The 15,741-nt window shown below is 53.3% G+C and carries 13 protein-coding genes; 8 read left to right on the forward strand and 5 right to left on the reverse strand.

The annotated features are described in order from the left end of the window. Positions 1-180: 180 nt before the first annotated feature. Complete coding sequence (locus ACKWCC_RS09720) at positions 181-1,821, reverse strand: glucosamine inositolphosphorylceramide transferase family protein (protein WP_413995735.1); 1,641 nt, start codon at positions 1,819-1,821, stop codon at positions 181-183. Between the two features lie 302 nt (positions 1,822-2,123). Here ACKWCC_RS09720 and ACKWCC_RS09725 point away from each other — a divergent pair, with 302 nt between their 5' ends. The 4 genes from ACKWCC_RS09725 to ACKWCC_RS09740 all read left to right on the forward strand — a co-directional run bounded on the left by ACKWCC_RS09725 (position 2,124) and on the right by ACKWCC_RS09740 (position 7,264). Continuing rightward, positions 2,124-2,387, forward strand: coding sequence for a hypothetical protein (locus tag ACKWCC_RS09725; RefSeq protein WP_413995736.1), 264 nt, complete (start codon positions 2,124-2,126; stop codon positions 2,385-2,387). A 1,102-nt stretch (positions 2,388-3,489) separates the two neighbouring features. Continuing rightward, a complete protein-coding gene (locus ACKWCC_RS09730; RefSeq protein WP_413995737.1) occupies positions 3,490-5,811 on the forward strand; it encodes an FdhF/YdeP family oxidoreductase in 2,322 nt (773 codons plus the stop codon). Between the two features lie 63 nt (positions 5,812-5,874). Then, on the forward strand, positions 5,875-6,258 hold the full coding sequence (locus ACKWCC_RS09735; RefSeq protein WP_413995738.1) for a 3'-5' exonuclease: 384 nt from the start codon (positions 5,875-5,877) through the stop codon (positions 6,256-6,258). Then, complete coding sequence (locus tag ACKWCC_RS09740) at positions 6,185-7,264, forward strand: GIY-YIG nuclease family protein (RefSeq protein ID WP_413995739.1); 1,080 nt, start codon at positions 6,185-6,187, stop codon at positions 7,262-7,264. Before ACKWCC_RS09735 ends, ACKWCC_RS09740 begins: the two co-directional genes overlap by 74 nt. A gap of 238 nt (positions 7,265-7,502) precedes the next feature. Here the strand turns inward: ACKWCC_RS09740 and ACKWCC_RS09745 are convergent, their stop codons facing one another. The 3 genes from ACKWCC_RS09745 to ACKWCC_RS09755 all read right to left on the reverse strand — a co-directional run bounded on the left by ACKWCC_RS09745 (position 7,503) and on the right by ACKWCC_RS09755 (position 9,486). After that, entirely contained in the window at positions 7,503-7,685 is a 183-nt protein-coding gene (locus ACKWCC_RS09745) for a hypothetical protein (protein WP_413995740.1), read from the reverse strand. Positions 7,686-8,402: 717 nt separating this feature from the next. Next, complete coding sequence (locus ACKWCC_RS09750; RefSeq protein WP_413995741.1) at positions 8,403-8,537, reverse strand: hypothetical protein; 135 nt, start codon at positions 8,535-8,537, stop codon at positions 8,403-8,405. A gap of 439 nt (positions 8,538-8,976) precedes the next feature. Beyond that, the gene (locus tag ACKWCC_RS09755; RefSeq protein ID WP_413995742.1) at positions 8,977-9,486 is read right to left on the reverse strand and encodes an RNA polymerase sigma factor; all 510 of its coding nucleotides are present in this window, start codon (positions 9,484-9,486) and stop codon (positions 8,977-8,979) included. A gap of 106 nt (positions 9,487-9,592) precedes the next feature. On the opposite strand from ACKWCC_RS09755, the gene ACKWCC_RS09760 reads away from it, so the two are divergent. The 3 genes from ACKWCC_RS09760 to ACKWCC_RS09770 all read left to right on the forward strand — a co-directional run bounded on the left by ACKWCC_RS09760 (position 9,593) and on the right by ACKWCC_RS09770 (position 13,910). After that, on the forward strand, positions 9,593-11,368 hold the full coding sequence (locus ACKWCC_RS09760) for a hypothetical protein (RefSeq protein ID WP_413995743.1): 1,776 nt from the start codon (positions 9,593-9,595) through the stop codon (positions 11,366-11,368). 222 nt (positions 11,369-11,590) lie between these two features. After that, on the forward strand, positions 11,591-12,919 hold the full coding sequence (gene ffh / locus ACKWCC_RS09765) for a signal recognition particle protein (protein ID WP_413995744.1): 1,329 nt from the start codon (positions 11,591-11,593) through the stop codon (positions 12,917-12,919). 103 nt (positions 12,920-13,022) lie between these two features. Beyond that, the gene (locus ACKWCC_RS09770) at positions 13,023-13,910 is read left to right on the forward strand and encodes a bifunctional 5,10-methylenetetrahydrofolate dehydrogenase/5,10-methenyltetrahydrofolate cyclohydrolase (protein WP_413995745.1); all 888 of its coding nucleotides are present in this window, start codon (positions 13,023-13,025) and stop codon (positions 13,908-13,910) included. Positions 13,911-14,343: 433 nt separating this feature from the next. On the opposite strand, the gene ACKWCC_RS09775 is transcribed toward ACKWCC_RS09770, so the two are convergent. After that, a complete protein-coding gene (locus ACKWCC_RS09775) occupies positions 14,344-14,487 on the reverse strand; it encodes a hypothetical protein (protein WP_413995746.1) in 144 nt (47 codons plus the stop codon). A gap of 484 nt (positions 14,488-14,971) precedes the next feature. Between ACKWCC_RS09775 and ACKWCC_RS09780 the strand changes: the two genes are divergently transcribed. After that, complete coding sequence (locus ACKWCC_RS09780; protein ID WP_413995747.1) at positions 14,972-15,592, forward strand: DUF2306 domain-containing protein; 621 nt, start codon at positions 14,972-14,974, stop codon at positions 15,590-15,592. Positions 15,593-15,741: the final 149 nt, after the last annotated feature.

Raw genomic sequence — 15,741 nt, forward strand, 5'->3', positions numbered from 1 at the left:
TTCAAGGGAAGGGCTGGCCCACCGTCAAAAATCGGCTTTCCCGTTTGTCGTTACCTTTGGCAGGCACGGCCCCAACCCCTGAAATTTGGCACCAAAAAAGTGGTGGGCCCTGGCCATTGGGGACCCGACATTACCAAGCTACCATCATCTTCCCGTTTAAAAAAACAACCCCAAAATTCTTTAGTGCGCCGCGTAGCAGGCATCAAAGACAAAGCGTTTCTTGGTCTGGTGGAGGTGGTGCAGGGCCATGAGATCGTCCCTGAAGTCGGGGTGCACGGTCTTCACGGTCTCTTCCTTATAGGCTTCCAAGCTAAGGTGGTGTATCCGATTAATGTTCAGCGCCTTCCCGTAGATGCCCTGCACGGTGTGCTGGGAGGGGCGGTACACCATGCCGTTCTCCTCAAAAAGGGCACCGGCGCCGCGGGCCGCACGTGTATCCATGAGCACGGGATTCTGCTGGTGGGGCGTGAGCTGCATGGTGTCAAAATCGTCCACCCTGTAAATGTGCAGCTCATTGGCAAAACTTACACTGGGCTCATCGGATTTGTTCACAAACAACCACTGCACCCCGTCCATATCGGTATAAAAAGTGGCATCGGCCACGCGTTCGCCCTCAAAAGCGGTGGCGTGGAGTTCCCATTGCAAAGGAAATTTAATGCACCTGTAGATTTGAAGCCGTTCGTTCTCACTGGATTCGGGCATCATGTACCACTGGCCCTTATGCTTAAAGACAAAGGGATAGGACAAGTGGTAGTCCGTCACCAGCACATCTTGCACGGGGCCCACCTCATTGCCCAACAGTGGGGCACAGCAGATCTTGCCCAAATTACGGTCGTACTCAAAACTTTCAAAGAAAATATGGTCGCCCTCCTCGTGTTCCACCAGGAAGGGATCGGCCCAAAACTCGTTCTTCGGCAGGGGCACTGGGGCTATTCTGGCAATATCGGCATCCAAAAAGGACCCGCTGCCCAGAAAGAGGGTCCAACACTCATAGCGCGTTCCCAATAGCCTGTGCTTAATTTTCTGAAAGCTCTTTTCCAAAAAGGTTGCTGAGAACCGGGTGCAGTAAGGCAATACCGTGCCCAAGCCCCCCTTTTCAAGTGGTCCATCCACAGGGACAGCCAAAGCACTGGAATGGACCGATCGCCCGTTGAGCAGCCCATTGATATGTTTCACGATCAAGGAAACACTGCTCTCCTCCACCATTTTTTTGGTTCTGGCATAGGACCAACTGATGTTAAAAAAGGCCGAATCCAACAGAATCTGCTCCCCCAGCGCATGCCTAGAGGCGTAAAGGTTCACGGCCACCCCATCCTTGCGCATGGCCACCTCCCGAAACCCATAGGACGTATTGGGACCGAGGGTTTGGTCTTGGCTGCCAAGGGACCAAATACCGTGCGCCACGCTCTTGGGCACGGTGCCCGGAAACCCGTTAAAATCGGTCTGAAAGATAAGGCCTATCCCAGCGGACGCCAATTGGGCCTCGTCTTCTTCTGAAAAAACGGGGTTCCCGCCCTGTTCATAAGGGCTCAGGAAAAGCTGCTCTGCCTGCTGCAAGCGCTGCAGACATTGGGCACGGTCCAGAGTGGGGGCAAAAGGGAACAGCTTGCGCTCCAAACCCTGTTGCAGGGTAAAGAGCAGCCTGGAAGCGGGCGTACCCAGCACCCCGTTGAATCGCGCGCCTTGCAGGACACTGGGGCTAATGGGCTTGGTGAGCACCACCAGCGCCACCTGGTCGTGGTTCAGCAATAGGTCCATCACCCTTAGCTTCCAATGGGGCATGGTCTCCAAATCACTTATCAATATGCCTACTTTCATCATTCAGTTCCTTTAGGTGCACACAGTGTTCCTGCATCCCAGGGGAAATGCCTTACGCACGGCAGCTTGGGACTCCCAATGGCAACGACCGAACAAGGTAGGGCAATATTGGAACCCAGCCCGCACTTTTGGCCCAATGCCCGGATTATTCGGTAATGGACCCATTTTGTGGGCCTAGGGCATTGCTTGCCCGTTCTGGAAAAAAACAAGGTCATCCCTTGGCAAAACAAACCGGGTTGGCGAAAATACCCTTCATTGGGTATGGCAGGGCGAAGCAGGGCCCCTTATCTTTACCCTAGCGAAAAATGAAACAAGACGCCCCCGGTCGTGGCCTGCCATCTGGCAAATGGCAACAATACAGAACCAAACATATGCCCACGATGGACAACCATTTCAACTTGGCCCACTTGGCCTCCAAAAGGGTGACGCTCTTTTTGGAATCGTATGGCCTCACCAAACTGGAGCTCCTTTGGCTGTGCAAGCACCATAGTTGCCCTGGTAAGAACGATGCTGGCGCACTAAGCGCTCTTTTTTATGAAGACAGTGCAGAAAAAAAAAACCGAAAATGAAGCCAAATGCGCTTGGTAACGCCCCATGAAAGGGGTGTCCCGCATTAGGCCATCTTTAGGCAGTGTGCCACCGGGAGCAAAAGACCTTGTGGTGCCATAACAATATAGGGAACCGCCCAACCAAAAACCGGATGCATCCGGCAGACAGCACGCCAAAAGCTGTTTTTGTTGGTGGGTTCCATGCCTTTTGAACAAAAAAATATGTCCCGCCAAAAGGGAGCACGATGGGATCGGGGGAGACCGGAGTGCTTTCCGGTGCGGGACATTGGTCTTTTTTACAAGGTCCACAGCACCCGGAACGCCTGCAACACAAAACAAGACGCCCCAGGCTTGGGCTCCGGTTTCCGGTGCAACGGCATACAAAGCTGGCCTTTGATGCCCCAGCGGGACCGGTACTTCCCCCACAAACCACATCCCAGCAGTTCCCTCGTCTTGGCAGGCCCCAACCTCCCCTTTCATCTCCCACACCTTACACGATCCTTCTTTATTTCATACCTTAGTGGAGATTATGTGGGTTTTGGGAACCTTGGCCAAGGGATGGCCCTTGAGGCTGTGAAGACCTGCCAATGGGAACGGAAAAAGGCGGTTTATGGCCGATGGAGATAATTGGTGATGGACCCTGGATCGATGCCCTCCAGAACGAGGAAATAACAGAAGAAGTGGGCAAAACCGAGGTTTACGCACTGGCCCGATGACCTTATGTGCAAAAAAAGACAGGGTGCCCAAGGTATGCCATCAAAGGATGGGCCAGGGGACAGGAACACCCCAAATTGGCCAATACCCGATGACCCCAAGGGACGCCCCGGTGGAAGACGACGAGACCCGAAAAGGGAAGGACGGCATGCTGGTTTCAACCTCCGCCAGGGGACCACAACACCCGCATTGTAATGGATGGAACACAACACGGGCAGGGACAGAAAGAAACCCAAACCCCGTGACCATGCCCAAAAAGGGGCACGTGCACCCGGAAAAACACGAAAGGCCAGGGGCGTGCACAGGAAGCACCTTAACCTTTTTTGGGCTATTTGCCCCCGCCCAATATCTTGGCCTGGACCCGAAAAGTGCGGCCCACGATGACTAACTTTGGAAAAAAATACGCTCAATGGACACATCGCAGAAACGCAACACCTCTGCCACGGGGGAAATAAAATTTACCGGCATCAGAACCACCGCCCCGGCCACCCACGCCGCCGGGGTGGAAGGCATAAAAGCGGCCATGGCCCACGCCTTCAAGGAAATGGGGGTGGCAAGATCCTTTTCTGCCCTGGCACAGATGAACCAAACCGAAGGTTTTGACTGTCCCGGTTGCGCCTGGCCCGATCCCGAAAAGCCCTCCAAACTGGGGGAATTTTGTGAAAACGGGGCCAAGGCCTTGGCAGAGGAGGCCACCCACCTTACGCTGGACCGCCACTTTTTTGCGCAACACAGTGTGGAGGCCCTCTCCCAATGGAGCGACTACCGGATAGGGAAAAGCGGTAGGCTCGTTGAGCCCATGGTGCTGCGCCCGGGAGCGGTGCACTACAGCCCCATCTCCTGGCAAGAAGCCTTTGAGCTCATTGCCGGGCACTTGCGCCAACTGGACACTCCCCACCAGGCCATGTTCTATACCTCCGGACGATCCAGCAACGAGGCAGCCTTTCTCTACGGGCTCTTTGTGCGGGCCTTTGGCACCAACAACATGCCGGACTGTAGCAACATGTGCCACGAGAGCAGCGGCGTGGGGCTCTCGGAAACCTTGGGCATAGGTAAGGGATCGGTGACCCTTGAGGATTTTAACAAGGCCCAAGTGATCATGATCCTGGGGCAGAACCCCGGCACCAACCACCCCAGAATGCTCTCGGCACTCCAAAAATGCAAGGATAACGGCGGTAAGATCATTACCGTGAACCCCTTGGAGGAAGCCGGCCTGGTCCGCTTTAAAAACCCACAACAGCTCAAGGGCATTACCAAGGGCACCGTGCTCACGGACCTCTTTTTGCCCGTAAAAATCAATGCCGATGTGGCCCTGATGAAACTGTTGATAAAACGGTTGGCCCAACGCGACCAAGCCGGGGAGGCCGTTTTTGACCATGCATTCATCCAGACCCATACCGAAGGATACGAGGCGCTGATGGCCGACTTGGAAACCTATTCCGAAGCCGCGCTGCTGAAGGCCTGCGGGGTGGCCTCGGACCAAGTGGATGCGGCAGTGGAGCTGTTGGCCAAAAACGAAAGAATCATCATTTGCTGGGCCATGGGCCTTACCCAGCACAAAAATGGCGTGGACAACATCAAGGAACTGGTAAACCTGCTGCTGTTAAAGGGAAGCCTGGGCAAGGAAGGCGCCGGCACCTGCCCGGTGCGGGGGCACAGCAACGTGCAAGGGGATCGCACGGTGGGCATCATGCACTACGTATCGCCCACATTGAACGCCTCCATAAAGAAAGTGTTTGGTTTTGATGCCCCCACGGAAACCGGGCTGGACACTGTGCACGGGCTGGAGGCCATGCACTCCGGTGCGGTAAAGGTGTTCATGGCCCTGGGGGGCAATTTTGTCTCGGCCGTATCGGACACCCATTATGCCGCCGCGGCCATGAACCAATGCGAGCTTACCGTGCAGGTGAGCACCAAACTGAACCGAAGCCACCTCATCACCGGAAAAACCGCCCTGATCCTACCCACCCTGGGCCGCTCCGAACAGGATATCAAGGACGGAAAGGCGCGCTTTCTCACCGTGGAGAACAGCATGGGCAAAGTGCACCGCACCAAAGGGGTACTGCCGCCCAAGGCCCATGGTTTAAAGAGCGAACCGGAAATCGTGGCAGGCGTTGCCAGCGCGTATTTTGGGGAGGGACATCCGGTACCCTGGGCTTCCCTGGGGAACGATTATGCCCTGATCCGCAAGAAACTGGGCGAAGTGATCGCCAGCTTCCGGGACCTTGAGGAACGATCCAAGGGTACGGGCTACTACCTGCCCAACAATGTACGCCAGCTGGACTTTTCAAAACTGCCCAACGGCAGGGCCCGCTTTAGCCTCTGCCCACCGGCGGAACACCAGATGGAACCGGACGATTTTCTGCTGATGACCATTCGCTCCCACGATCAGTTCAATACCACCATCTACGGGCTCAACGATCGGTACCGGGGCGTTTACAACGAGCGTAGGGTACTGTTCATGCACCCCGAGGACATGAAGGAGCGCGGTTTTGCCGAACGCGAGGTGGTGGACCTCAGCAGCCATTACGATGGCAAGGAGCGCCGGGCAGAGCAGTTCCTTGTGCTTCCCTATGCCATTCCCAGGGGCAACCTGGCGGCCTATTTTCCGGAGACCAACGTACTGGTGCCCCACAACCATTACGCAAAAAAGAGCCATACGCCGATCAGCAAATCGGTCATTGTAAAGGTAAAAGGGAGGAGTGGTCAGTCTTTAGTGGGTAGTGGGTAGTGGGTAGTTTGTAATGAGAAGTTTGTAGTGGGCAGTGGTGTTTTTTTTGATTTGAAAAGGGAAATGTACAGTATTGTCGATATAGAGACCACCGGGGGTGGCAAAGAGGGGCACCGGATCACGGAAATCTCCATCTTTAGGTTCGATGGACAGCGGGTGGTGGACGAGTTTACCTCACTGGTGAATCCGCAGTGTCCTATTCCGGGCTTCATCACCGGGCTTACCGGAATAGACGATGCCATGGTGCGCCGGGCCCCACAGCTGCGGGACGTTGCCCCAAAAATCATGGCCTTGACCCAAGATGCCGTATTTGTGGCCCACAACGTGAACTTTGACTACAATATCATAAAAAGGCAACTGAAGCTATTGGGCATTGATTTTTCCAAAAAAAAAACTGTGCACCGTACGCCTCTCCAGAAAACTGTTGCCGGGCTACCATTCCTATAGCTTGGGGAAGCTTTGTGCCGCCGTGGGCATACCCCTGTCCGATCGGCACCGTGCCCGCGGGGATGCCAAGGCCACGGTGCTGCTCTTCCAAAAGCTCTTGCATTGCCCCAATGCCGATGCCGTTTTTAAAAAATTCCTGAACGCCCGCTCCCAAGAGGCCACCCTACCCCCGGCCCTGCCCCGATCGGAATTTGAGAAACTACCGCAGCGCACCGGCATTTATTACTTTAAGGATGCCAAGGGAAAGATCATTTATGTGGGCAAGGCCATAAACATAAAAAAAAGGGTGCTGGGACATTTCTATGACAAAAAGCAAAAGGAACAGCAACTCTGTGCGGATACCGCTTTTCTGGACTTTTGTGAAACAGGGAGCGAGATCATTGCCCTCTTGTTGGAAAGTGCGGAGATCAAACACCATTTCCCCAAGTACAACCGGGCCCAAAAACGTACGGTACAGCCCTACGGCATCTTTAGCTACGAAGACAGGAACGGGGTACTGCACCTGGCCTACAACAAACTTAAGATGGCGCCCAATGCGCTGGCCACCCTGTACAGCCCAACGGAATGCCGGGCGTTTATGGAACGTTTGTGCGAAACCTTTGGGCTGTGCCCCAAGTACTGCCACCTGCAGGAAGGCGTGGCCCATTGCAGCCATTACAAGATTGCCCAATGCGTGGGCATCTGCAGGGACACCGCCCACCGGGAGGCCTACAACCAGCGCGTGCGCACGGCCATTGAAAACCTGGCCGAAAAGGAGGGGGATTATGTGCTGCGCACCTCGGGAAGGCACCCAGAGGAAGAGGGCTTTGTGCTGATCCAGGCCTTCCGGTACCGCGGCTATGGCTATGTGCCCAAAGCGCAGACCGTGGCACGCCTGGCCGACCTGGAACCTTTTCTCGTTGAACAGAAGAACACCCTGGAGGCACAGCGCTTGGCCGAGGGCTACCTGAGGAAATATCCAAACCGCGCCGTGCCCCTGGAAGCGGCGCCGTTTTCGTTGGGCTAAACCTGGTGCCAAAAACCGCTCGGCACAGCACGTACCGGCAGGGACTTTGAAAAACGACACAAAAAAGCGGCAAAAGCCAGCGAACGGGGTACAAAAAGGAACAGGGGAAAAGCATAAAGACCGGACCAAGAAGAAGGGAAGGCCTAATCTTTCATTTTATGGTACATCTTCACGATGAAGTAAAACCACGCCATAAAAACCAGCGCGACAATAATTGAGTAAACTAACACAAATTCCACTATTTACGGTATTTCAGGTAATTCATGAACCCTAGGATGGTGGGTGCCCATAAGCCTATGAATATGGCCTCCAATTTCTCGCCCTGCAAAAATCGCACTTCTGCAATGACAATGATGGAAAGGACAACCAAAAGCAATAAAACGTTCATTAATCCGATGCGGCGTACAAAATTCTTTAGCATAGCTTACGGACTATTTTATAAAGTTAATAAATAAGCGCGGGAACAGCCCCATACTTTTTAAGTTTTTTTTAACAAATCGACCAACGGTAGCCCAGTGTGCCTTTTTTGGGGCAAATGGCACCCAAAGAATGGGCTCCGGAACCGGTGACCGGCAGTTGGCACGAACAGGGGCAGCCGCCCTGGCCCCCGCCAAAAATGGGCCCGTTTGGGTCTTAAATATATGTTTTTCCCCTGACCTAAGCCCCATGGGCACCCTAAATTTAGAATGTACCCGCGTAATGGGGCCCATACCCGGGCGTTGTGCCAAACACCGTAAAGCCCTCTTTTGCGGCAAGGAGGGAACCGCCCAAAGCAAGGAAGGCCCCTTCCCGGTGCCTTGAAAAAATACCAGGGCCCCAGGCCCGTATGGGTACCAAAAAGAAATTGGGCATGCCCTTATGCCTTTTCACTAGGGGCAAATACCCATTACCTTGCGGGTTGGCGCAAACGGCCCACTTGGACAAAGGCGCTTAACGCGTTGGGAACGGATGGTGCCTTGACCGTTACGGACGGTGCACCGCAGACCGGCCCATAAATCTTTTTACAGATTGGGCTTTTAGACCTACAAACACGTCTCTTTGGGTCGCAAAGTGGATGTTCCAACGGATATTTTTGGCCGGGCCCGCCCTGTGGGCAAAGCCCTCCTTTTCCCTCTGCGGGCGCGCCCAAGGAAAGGCCCTAAGAGTCTTCCTTCTTCTTGCCGCTGTTCATTAGGCTAATGAGCACACTGACCAAAATAATGCACACCAAGGCGAATACGGCGATCATGATAATGCCATTGTTCCAGTTGACCAAGGGAAGTAAACTAACCATAACTATTCGTTTTTTAACATGAATCTGTTTCGATGGAACCATAGGGCCTTGTCCTTCACGGGCCGGGTCATGTTCCACACCGCAAATCTAACCGGCCAAGGGTAGATAAAACATGATAAATGTCAGTTGCACGGGACGCCCGGCCCATCTTTGTCCAAACCGGGCCTCCATAAGGTAAAGGCCGCCATACCGGTCCGGGACGCCCCAAACAGGGCAAAAGAGCGGTGCCCTGCACCCACCGTACCCTATGGCACGAAAGGGGCCGTAAGGCAAAGCGGACATGACCAAACGTGTGGGGGCACCAAGGGGGCTGGGGTTCCTTGCGTGAGGGATAGCAGCGGAAAGCCCGCAGTGAGGCACGAACGAGGACTTGCAGCGAATAGCCCGACCCACCGGGGCACGCCCATACCATTTTACCGCCCGTGGCCCGCTCCTTGGCCTATATGCCGTCTATTTGTTCCCGTAGTTGTTTCAGGGCCAGGTGCATGCGCTTTTCTATGGCCTTGATGCCCACGCCCTCCATTTCGGCGATCTCTGCGTACTTTTTTCCGTCTATGCGGTTCAGCAGAAAGGTGGTGCGCTGGTTTTCCGGCAGGCTGTTCAGGGCACGGTCCAGTTTTTCCCTGAACTGTTGTTCCTCCAACAGGAATTCGGGCGTTTCATGGCTGTTGGCCAGATGTTGATCGGCATATTTTAACCGCACCTTTTCTGCCTTTATCACATTGAGGTACAGGTTATTGGCCACGGTATAGAGGTAAGACTTGGCCTTGGCGGGCGCCACCTTGGCACAGTTCTCCCATAACTTGGCAAAGGCTTCCTGCACGGCATCATGGGCCTTTTCCTCATTGCCGAACTTGTAGAAGATATAGTGGTGCACCGTCTTGGCATGTGCCTTGAAAACGGCACTGTAAACAGATTCCTCACATACGTTGTTGGGCTCTTGCGCCATGGGGCGATGGGTTTTGGCCAAAGGTATTTTAAAAAAAATTAAAATTGGGGTAGGGTATTTTTTAAGCAGGTTGTTTCATTGGTGTACAAACCCAAATTCAACAGTTATGAAATCTTTTTTTTCCAACACCCTTTACCTTGGTTTTCTTATGCTCCTCATGGGCCTGGGCGCTTGCCAGAACGAAATTGAGGAAATCAGTACCGGCGATGAACCGGAGGCCATCTTGGCCAACTCCAACACCGCACTCCTAGTGCAACAGGCCACCACCAAAGATGGTTCTTTTGACAATATTGTGGACGGCACCAGTTGCTTTGACATTAAATTTCCCTACACCATTAAGGTGAACGGCCTGGAGATCACCATTACCGGAAAGGAGAGCCTGGAACTGGTGGAGGCCATTCTGGACGAGCTGGACAGTGACAACGATCTCCTGGAGATCTTTTTTCCCATTACCCTGACCGCCGGGGATTACTCCGAAATCTCCATTGGCAGCCTGGACGCCCTGCAAGAACTGGCAGAGGAATGTCTGGAAGGTGGTGAGGACGAGGACATAGAGTGCATAGACTTTGTGTACCCCGTTACCCTTTTTACTTTTGATGTGGCCCTGGAGAAGACCGGCAACACCACTGTGGAGAGCGACAAGCAGTTGCGACGCTTTTTTGCCAACCTGGACGATGACGACCTGGTGAGCTTTGATTTTCCCATTGCGCTAAAGAAGTACGACGGCACGGAAATTACCGTGAACAACAATATGGAACTGGCCCGCGCCATAGACAGTGCCAGGGATGCCTGTGACGAGGATGACGACAACGATTACAATGACGATGATTTTGATGCCGATGAACTGGATGGGTACCTGGCCGAATGCCGATGGAGCGTTAAAAGGTTTACACGCAACGATCAGGACCGGTTTGCGGAGTACAGGAACTATACCATTCAGTTTAAAGCGGAAGGAACCGTGACAGTGACCAATGGAGACACCCAATTTACCGGTTCTTACCAAACAACGGTGAACCAGGAAGGTGCCCTTTTGACCATGACCATTGAAGGCCTGGAGGATTTTACCCTGAGCTGGAGACTCTACGAAATGAATGAAGACAGGATAAAACTCTTTAATGGGGAAAGCAACCGCGTGGTGCTGGAAACCTTTTGTGGTGTGGACCATGACGGATCGGACAATGGTGGCACCCCATCATTGCCCGCCATACTGGCCAATGAACTCCAGAAATGTCCCTGGGTCATTGATGGCCTTACCCTACAGAACGAGGCACTGGACCGTGTCTTTGCCAACACCCTGACCTTTGGCCCGGAGGGCGCCCTACAACTTGGTATGGGACAAAACGCAACCACCGGTACCTGGGAAGTCACGGAAAAGGCAAACAAGCGATTGTTCCTGAACATGGTCTTGGAAGAGGAACCGGGCCTAACGCTTGAGTGGCCCCTTAAACATGCCGATAACGGAAAGATGGTTTTTAAAAAGGACGAATTTGGTCACGAACTGGAAATTATTCGCGTCTGCGAGCCGGACGAGGAAATAACCAACATCAATGCCCTGATGCTGGAGGGGGAATGGGAAGTGGCCTCCTACATTGATGAAGGGGAGAACGAGACCACCACCTTCTCGGGCTATGGCTTTACCTTTGATGCATTTGGCGAAATGACCTTAAAGGAAGGCAACGACCCCTTTGCCAAAGGTCTTTGGAACGCTTTTAGGGACGACCGCAAGGAGGCCATGGTGTACCTGAACTTTGGGGATATCATTCCCCTGCAAGAACTTACGGAGGAATGGACCTTTCTAGGGGCCGGAGAAGATACGATCGAACTGAAATACGTGGATGGGAACGGAATGATCAAGACCGTCCTGACCCTTAAAAAGAAATAAGGACATCCAAACAGGCACCGCCAACAGTTAAGAGTTGGGCCTCGTTGGCGGTGATGATGGAGCCCTTGTATGCGGGTGTTTTGTAAACACCCCTTTTTTGCCCCACAGGAAGAAAAAGCATCTATGAGAATAGGTGCTTTTTCCATTTCCAAATTTTGGGCCGCACCCTGCCCTTGTCCCAAGGATATTCTTAAATTTGTGGTTCCTTAAAAATTTGATGAGATGTTCGACAATTTAAGCGATAAACTGGACAAGGCGCTGCACGTGCTCAAAGGGCACGGCCAGATCACGGAGATCAACGTGGCAGAGACCACCAAGGAAGTGCGCCGTGCCCTGCTCGACGCCGATGTCAATTTTAAGATCGCCAAGGAATTTACCAACCGGGTCAAGGAAAAGGCGCTGGGCCAGAACGTGCTCACCACCCTGCAGCCCGGCCAATTGATGGTAAAGATCGTCAAGGACGAACTCACACAGCTCATGGGGGGCGAATCCGAGGGCATTAACCTCTCCGGAAATCCGTCCGTGATCTTGATGTCCGGCCTCCAAGGTTCCGGTAAGACCACCTTCTCCGGCAAATTGGCCAATTTCCTTAAAAAGAAAAAAACCAAGAACCCCTTACTGGTGGCCTGTGACGTGTACAGGCCCGCGGCCATAGACCAGCTGCACGTGGTGGGCGATCAGATCAATGTGCCCGTATATTCCGATCGGGACAACCAAGACCCCGTGGCCATTGCCAAGGCGGGCATTGCCCAGGCCAAGGCCAACGGGAACAACGTGGTGATCATAGATACCGCCGGCCGCCTGGCCGTGGACGAAAAGATGATGGCAGAGATATCCGAGATACACAAGGCCATATCGCCCCAGGAAACCCTCTTTGTGGTAGATTCCATGACCGGCCAGGATGCCGTGAACACCGCCAAGGCCTTTAATGACATCCTTAATTTTGATGGGGTGATCCTCACCAAATTGGATGGCGATACCCGCGGGGGTGCGGCCATTTCCATTAAATCGGTTGTGAACAAGCCCATTAAGTTCATTGGTACCGGAGAGAAGATGGAGGCCATTGACATCTTCTATCCGGAACGGATGGCAGAGCGCATCTTGGGCATGGGCGACGTAATATCGCTCGTGGAGCGCGCACAGGAGCAGTTTGATGAGGAGGAGGCACGGAAAATTCAAAAGAAAATTGCCAAGAACAAATTTGGGTTTGATGATTTCCTGAGCCAGATACAGCAAATAAAGAAAATGGGGAACATCAAGGACCTGATGGGCATGATCCCCGGTGCGGGAAAGGCTCTGAAGGGGATGGACATAGACGATGATGCCTTTAAGCACATAGAGGCGATGATCCACTCCATGACCCCGGACGAGCGCGCCAATCCCGGCAAACTGAACGCCAGCAGGAAGAAACGGATCGCCAAGGGCAGTGGCAGGGAAGTCAAGGAGCTGAACCAGTTGCTGAAGCAATTTGACCAAATGGGCAAGATGATGAAGATGATGCAGGGCGGTGGCGGCAAGAAAATGATGCAGATGATGCAGAACATGAAATGACCCTTGGACACCCACCGCGAAAAGGAACACCAAAGACAGGGCCGTCTTGACCGCCAAACAAAGAACACACCAACTATACCCATCATAACCCAAAAAACCAAAAATGGAATTACTGGACGGCAAGAAAGTTTCCAACGACATTAAAGACGAAATCGCCGCGGCCGTGGCCCAAATGAAGGCACGGGGCGAAAAAGTGCCCCATCTTGCCGCCATCATTGTGGGCAATGACGGGGCCAGCCTCACCTACGTGGGCAGTAAGGTGCGCGCCTGCGAACGGGTGGGTTTTGACAGTACCTTGGTAAGGATGCCCAGTACCACCTCAGAACTGGAACTGCTGAAAAAAATAAAGGAACTCAACGAGGACGATGACATAGATGGCTTCATTGTGCAACTACCCCTGCCCAAACAGATAGACACCCAAAAGGTGATCATGGCGGTGCACCCGGACAAGGACGTGGACGGGTTCCATCCCACCAATTTTGGCAAAATGGCCCTGGACATGAGCACCTTCATTCCCGCCACCCCCTTTGGCATCCTGGAACTGCTGGAACGCTATCAGGTGGAGACCAAGGGCAAGCACACCGTGGTCATTGGCCGCAGCCACATTGTGGGCCGCCCCATGAGCATCCTCATGGGCAGAAAGGGCTGGCCCGGCAATAGCACCGTGACCCTGACCCACAGCCATACCAAGAACATTACCCAGATCATTTCCCAAGCGGACATCATCATATCCGCTTTGGGCGTGCCCCATTTCCTTAAGGCCGAAATGGTCAAGGACGATGCCGTGGTCATCGATGTGGGCATTACCCGGGTGGCAGACGACACCAAGAAAAAGGGGTACTACATTACCGGCGACGTGGACTTTGAGCAAGTGAGCAAAAAAGCCTCCTTCATTACCCCAGTGCCCGGAGGAGTGGGCCCCATGACCATTGCCATGCTGCTAAAAAACACCCTATTGGCAAGGGAACGCCACCGTAGTCGTAGTTTGTAGTGGAGGGTAGTGAGTATAAAGTATTAAGTACTGAGTACTGAGTACTGAGAGGCGCTTGTCTGATTTAGGTCGAATTGAATTGGTGTGACCTTAGGCTTTTGGCCTTGCGTCCTTCGTCTCTTTTCTATTGTTTCTTACCTCTTGATTCTTCTCTCTAGACACACCGTCAAGGCGAGGAGCCAGCCCCGAGTTGAAACCAAGAAACAAAGCCCATCGCGACGCCGCCATCCGTTAAAGCATGGCAGGTAGTGGGTGGAGGGCGGTAGTGAGTATAAAGTATTAAGTACTGAGTACTGAGTACTGAGAGGCCGTTTTTATGGTGTAGGTCGAATTGAATTGGTGTGACCTTAGGCTTTTGGCCTTGCGTCCTTCGTCTCTTTTCTATTGTTTCTTACCTCTTGTCTCCTGTCTCTTGATTCTTGTCTCGTCCCCACTACTCCGGTGCTTTCTCCAGAACTGCCCCGGTCTGGGTGGTGTCATTGGGTATGAGGATATCCAGGTCATCGCTGTCGTCATAATCACAACCCGCGGCAACAATGAGCACAAAAATGGAAATCAAGGCGAATAACTTTTTCATCTGTTGCTATTTATTTATTTTTTAAGGTCAGACCCGCCCGTTCCCTTTCAGGCGGGTGTAAGTTGCCAATCAACATTTTGGTTGGTATCCAGCATGGTCTTGGCTCATTTCATCAGACTCCTTTTTTAGTTGGTTCCTTGCGCCAAAACCACACCAAATGGACTCCCTTTGGCCAACTTGGGTTTGATGGTGCTGAATTATAACGTACCTTTTAGGTCCATTAGTATGGATGGGACCGTCCGGGCCGGCAATGGTGGGCAGTACAGCGTTTGCCGTTTTGGGGGAACAGGAGTTGGCAGAACATGCTCCCATCGCCACCACCCAAGGCATCCATTTCCCAGTGGCACCCCAGGTGCCGGGGAAAAAAGCCGCGGATGGCGGGCGGGGGCACCCAGGGCTGTGGGGTCCGACATCAACATTTAAAACCCATCAGGGGCCAATACGGCCCTGGGGAGCATACAACGTATGCCAAAGTGTGGACATTATGAACAATTCCAATAAGGTGGCTTGGTTTGTTTTTGGCTTTCTGGCGGTAGCCGTGGGGCTATATCCCTTGGTGTATGCTTTCTCGGAGGGCGATGTGGCCTTGAAGATGTCCAAAAGTCCGGCCATACTGGCCAGTCTGCCGTGGCGCATTGGGTTCTACACCCATATCTTTTTTGGGGGCCTTGCCCTGATGATCGGTTGGGTGCAACTGAGCCGTAGGTTCAGAAATGCCAATCTAAAAAGGCACCGTCTCATAGGCCGCACATACGTTGTGGCGGCCCTACTCAGTGGGCTCGGCGGGGCCTATCTGGCCTTTTTTGCCACGGGAGGCCTCCCCGCCTCATTGGGGTTTCTTGGCTTGGCCGTGGTTTGGCTCTATTTTACCATGGGCGCCTATGCCGCCATAAAAAATCGGGACCTGGCCCGGCACCAAGCTTATATGGTCTATAGCTATGCCGCCTGCTTTGCCGCCGTGACCCTAAGGGTTTGGCTGCCCCTGCTCACCTTGGGCCTGGGCGCCCACCTGCTGGCCTACCAAATCGCTGCTTGGTTGTGCTGGGTGCCCAATATGGTGTTCGCCTTTTTCTGGGTAAGGAGAAAGGGGATGGTCATTGGTTGAAGCCCCCACTTGCCCCGCATCATAAAAAGCCCTTCCCCGTGGGCGAAACCCCAATAAAAAGATGGTTTTTTTGGGTTGATATGGTATCTTTAACCGAGATGACGCATTGGACCTTTCGCCATTGGGGTGCAAGCCCCGAACAACATCAA

The sequence above is a fragment of the Maribacter aquimarinus genome (assembly GCF_047345505.1).
Taxonomy (GTDB): Bacteria; Bacteroidota; Bacteroidia; order Flavobacteriales; family Flavobacteriaceae; genus Maribacter.

Excerpts from the sequence above, each read along its gene's own strand:
- ACKWCC_RS09725 (WP_413995736.1), top strand. The coding sequence starts at position 2,124 with ATGAAACAAGACGCCCCCGGTCGTGGCCTGCCATCTGGCAAATGGCAA.
- ACKWCC_RS09720 (WP_413995735.1), bottom strand. The coding sequence starts at position 1,821 with ATGATGAAAGTAGGCATATTGATAAGTGATTTGGAGACCATGCCCCAT.
- ACKWCC_RS09770 (WP_413995745.1), top strand. The coding sequence starts at position 13,023 with ATGGAATTACTGGACGGCAAGAAAGTTTCCAACGACATTAAAGACGAA.
- ACKWCC_RS09760 (WP_413995743.1), top strand. The coding sequence starts at position 9,593 with ATGAAATCTTTTTTTTCCAACACCCTTTACCTTGGTTTTCTTATGCTC.
- ACKWCC_RS09775 (WP_413995746.1), bottom strand. The coding sequence starts at position 14,487 with ATGAAAAAGTTATTCGCCTTGATTTCCATTTTTGTGCTCATTGTTGCC.
- ACKWCC_RS09780 (WP_413995747.1), top strand. The coding sequence starts at position 14,972 with ATGAACAATTCCAATAAGGTGGCTTGGTTTGTTTTTGGCTTTCTGGCG.
- ACKWCC_RS09755 (WP_413995742.1), bottom strand. The coding sequence starts at position 9,486 with ATGGCGCAAGAGCCCAACAACGTATGTGAGGAATCTGTTTACAGTGCC.
- ACKWCC_RS09730 (WP_413995737.1), top strand. The coding sequence starts at position 3,490 with ATGGACACATCGCAGAAACGCAACACCTCTGCCACGGGGGAAATAAAA.
- ACKWCC_RS09735 (WP_413995738.1), top strand. The coding sequence starts at position 5,875 with ATGTACAGTATTGTCGATATAGAGACCACCGGGGGTGGCAAAGAGGGG.
- ffh (WP_413995744.1), top strand. The coding sequence starts at position 11,591 with ATGTTCGACAATTTAAGCGATAAACTGGACAAGGCGCTGCACGTGCTC.
- ACKWCC_RS09750 (WP_413995741.1), bottom strand. The coding sequence starts at position 8,537 with ATGGTTAGTTTACTTCCCTTGGTCAACTGGAACAATGGCATTATCATG.
- ACKWCC_RS09745 (WP_413995740.1), bottom strand. The coding sequence starts at position 7,685 with ATGCTAAAGAATTTTGTACGCCGCATCGGATTAATGAACGTTTTATTG.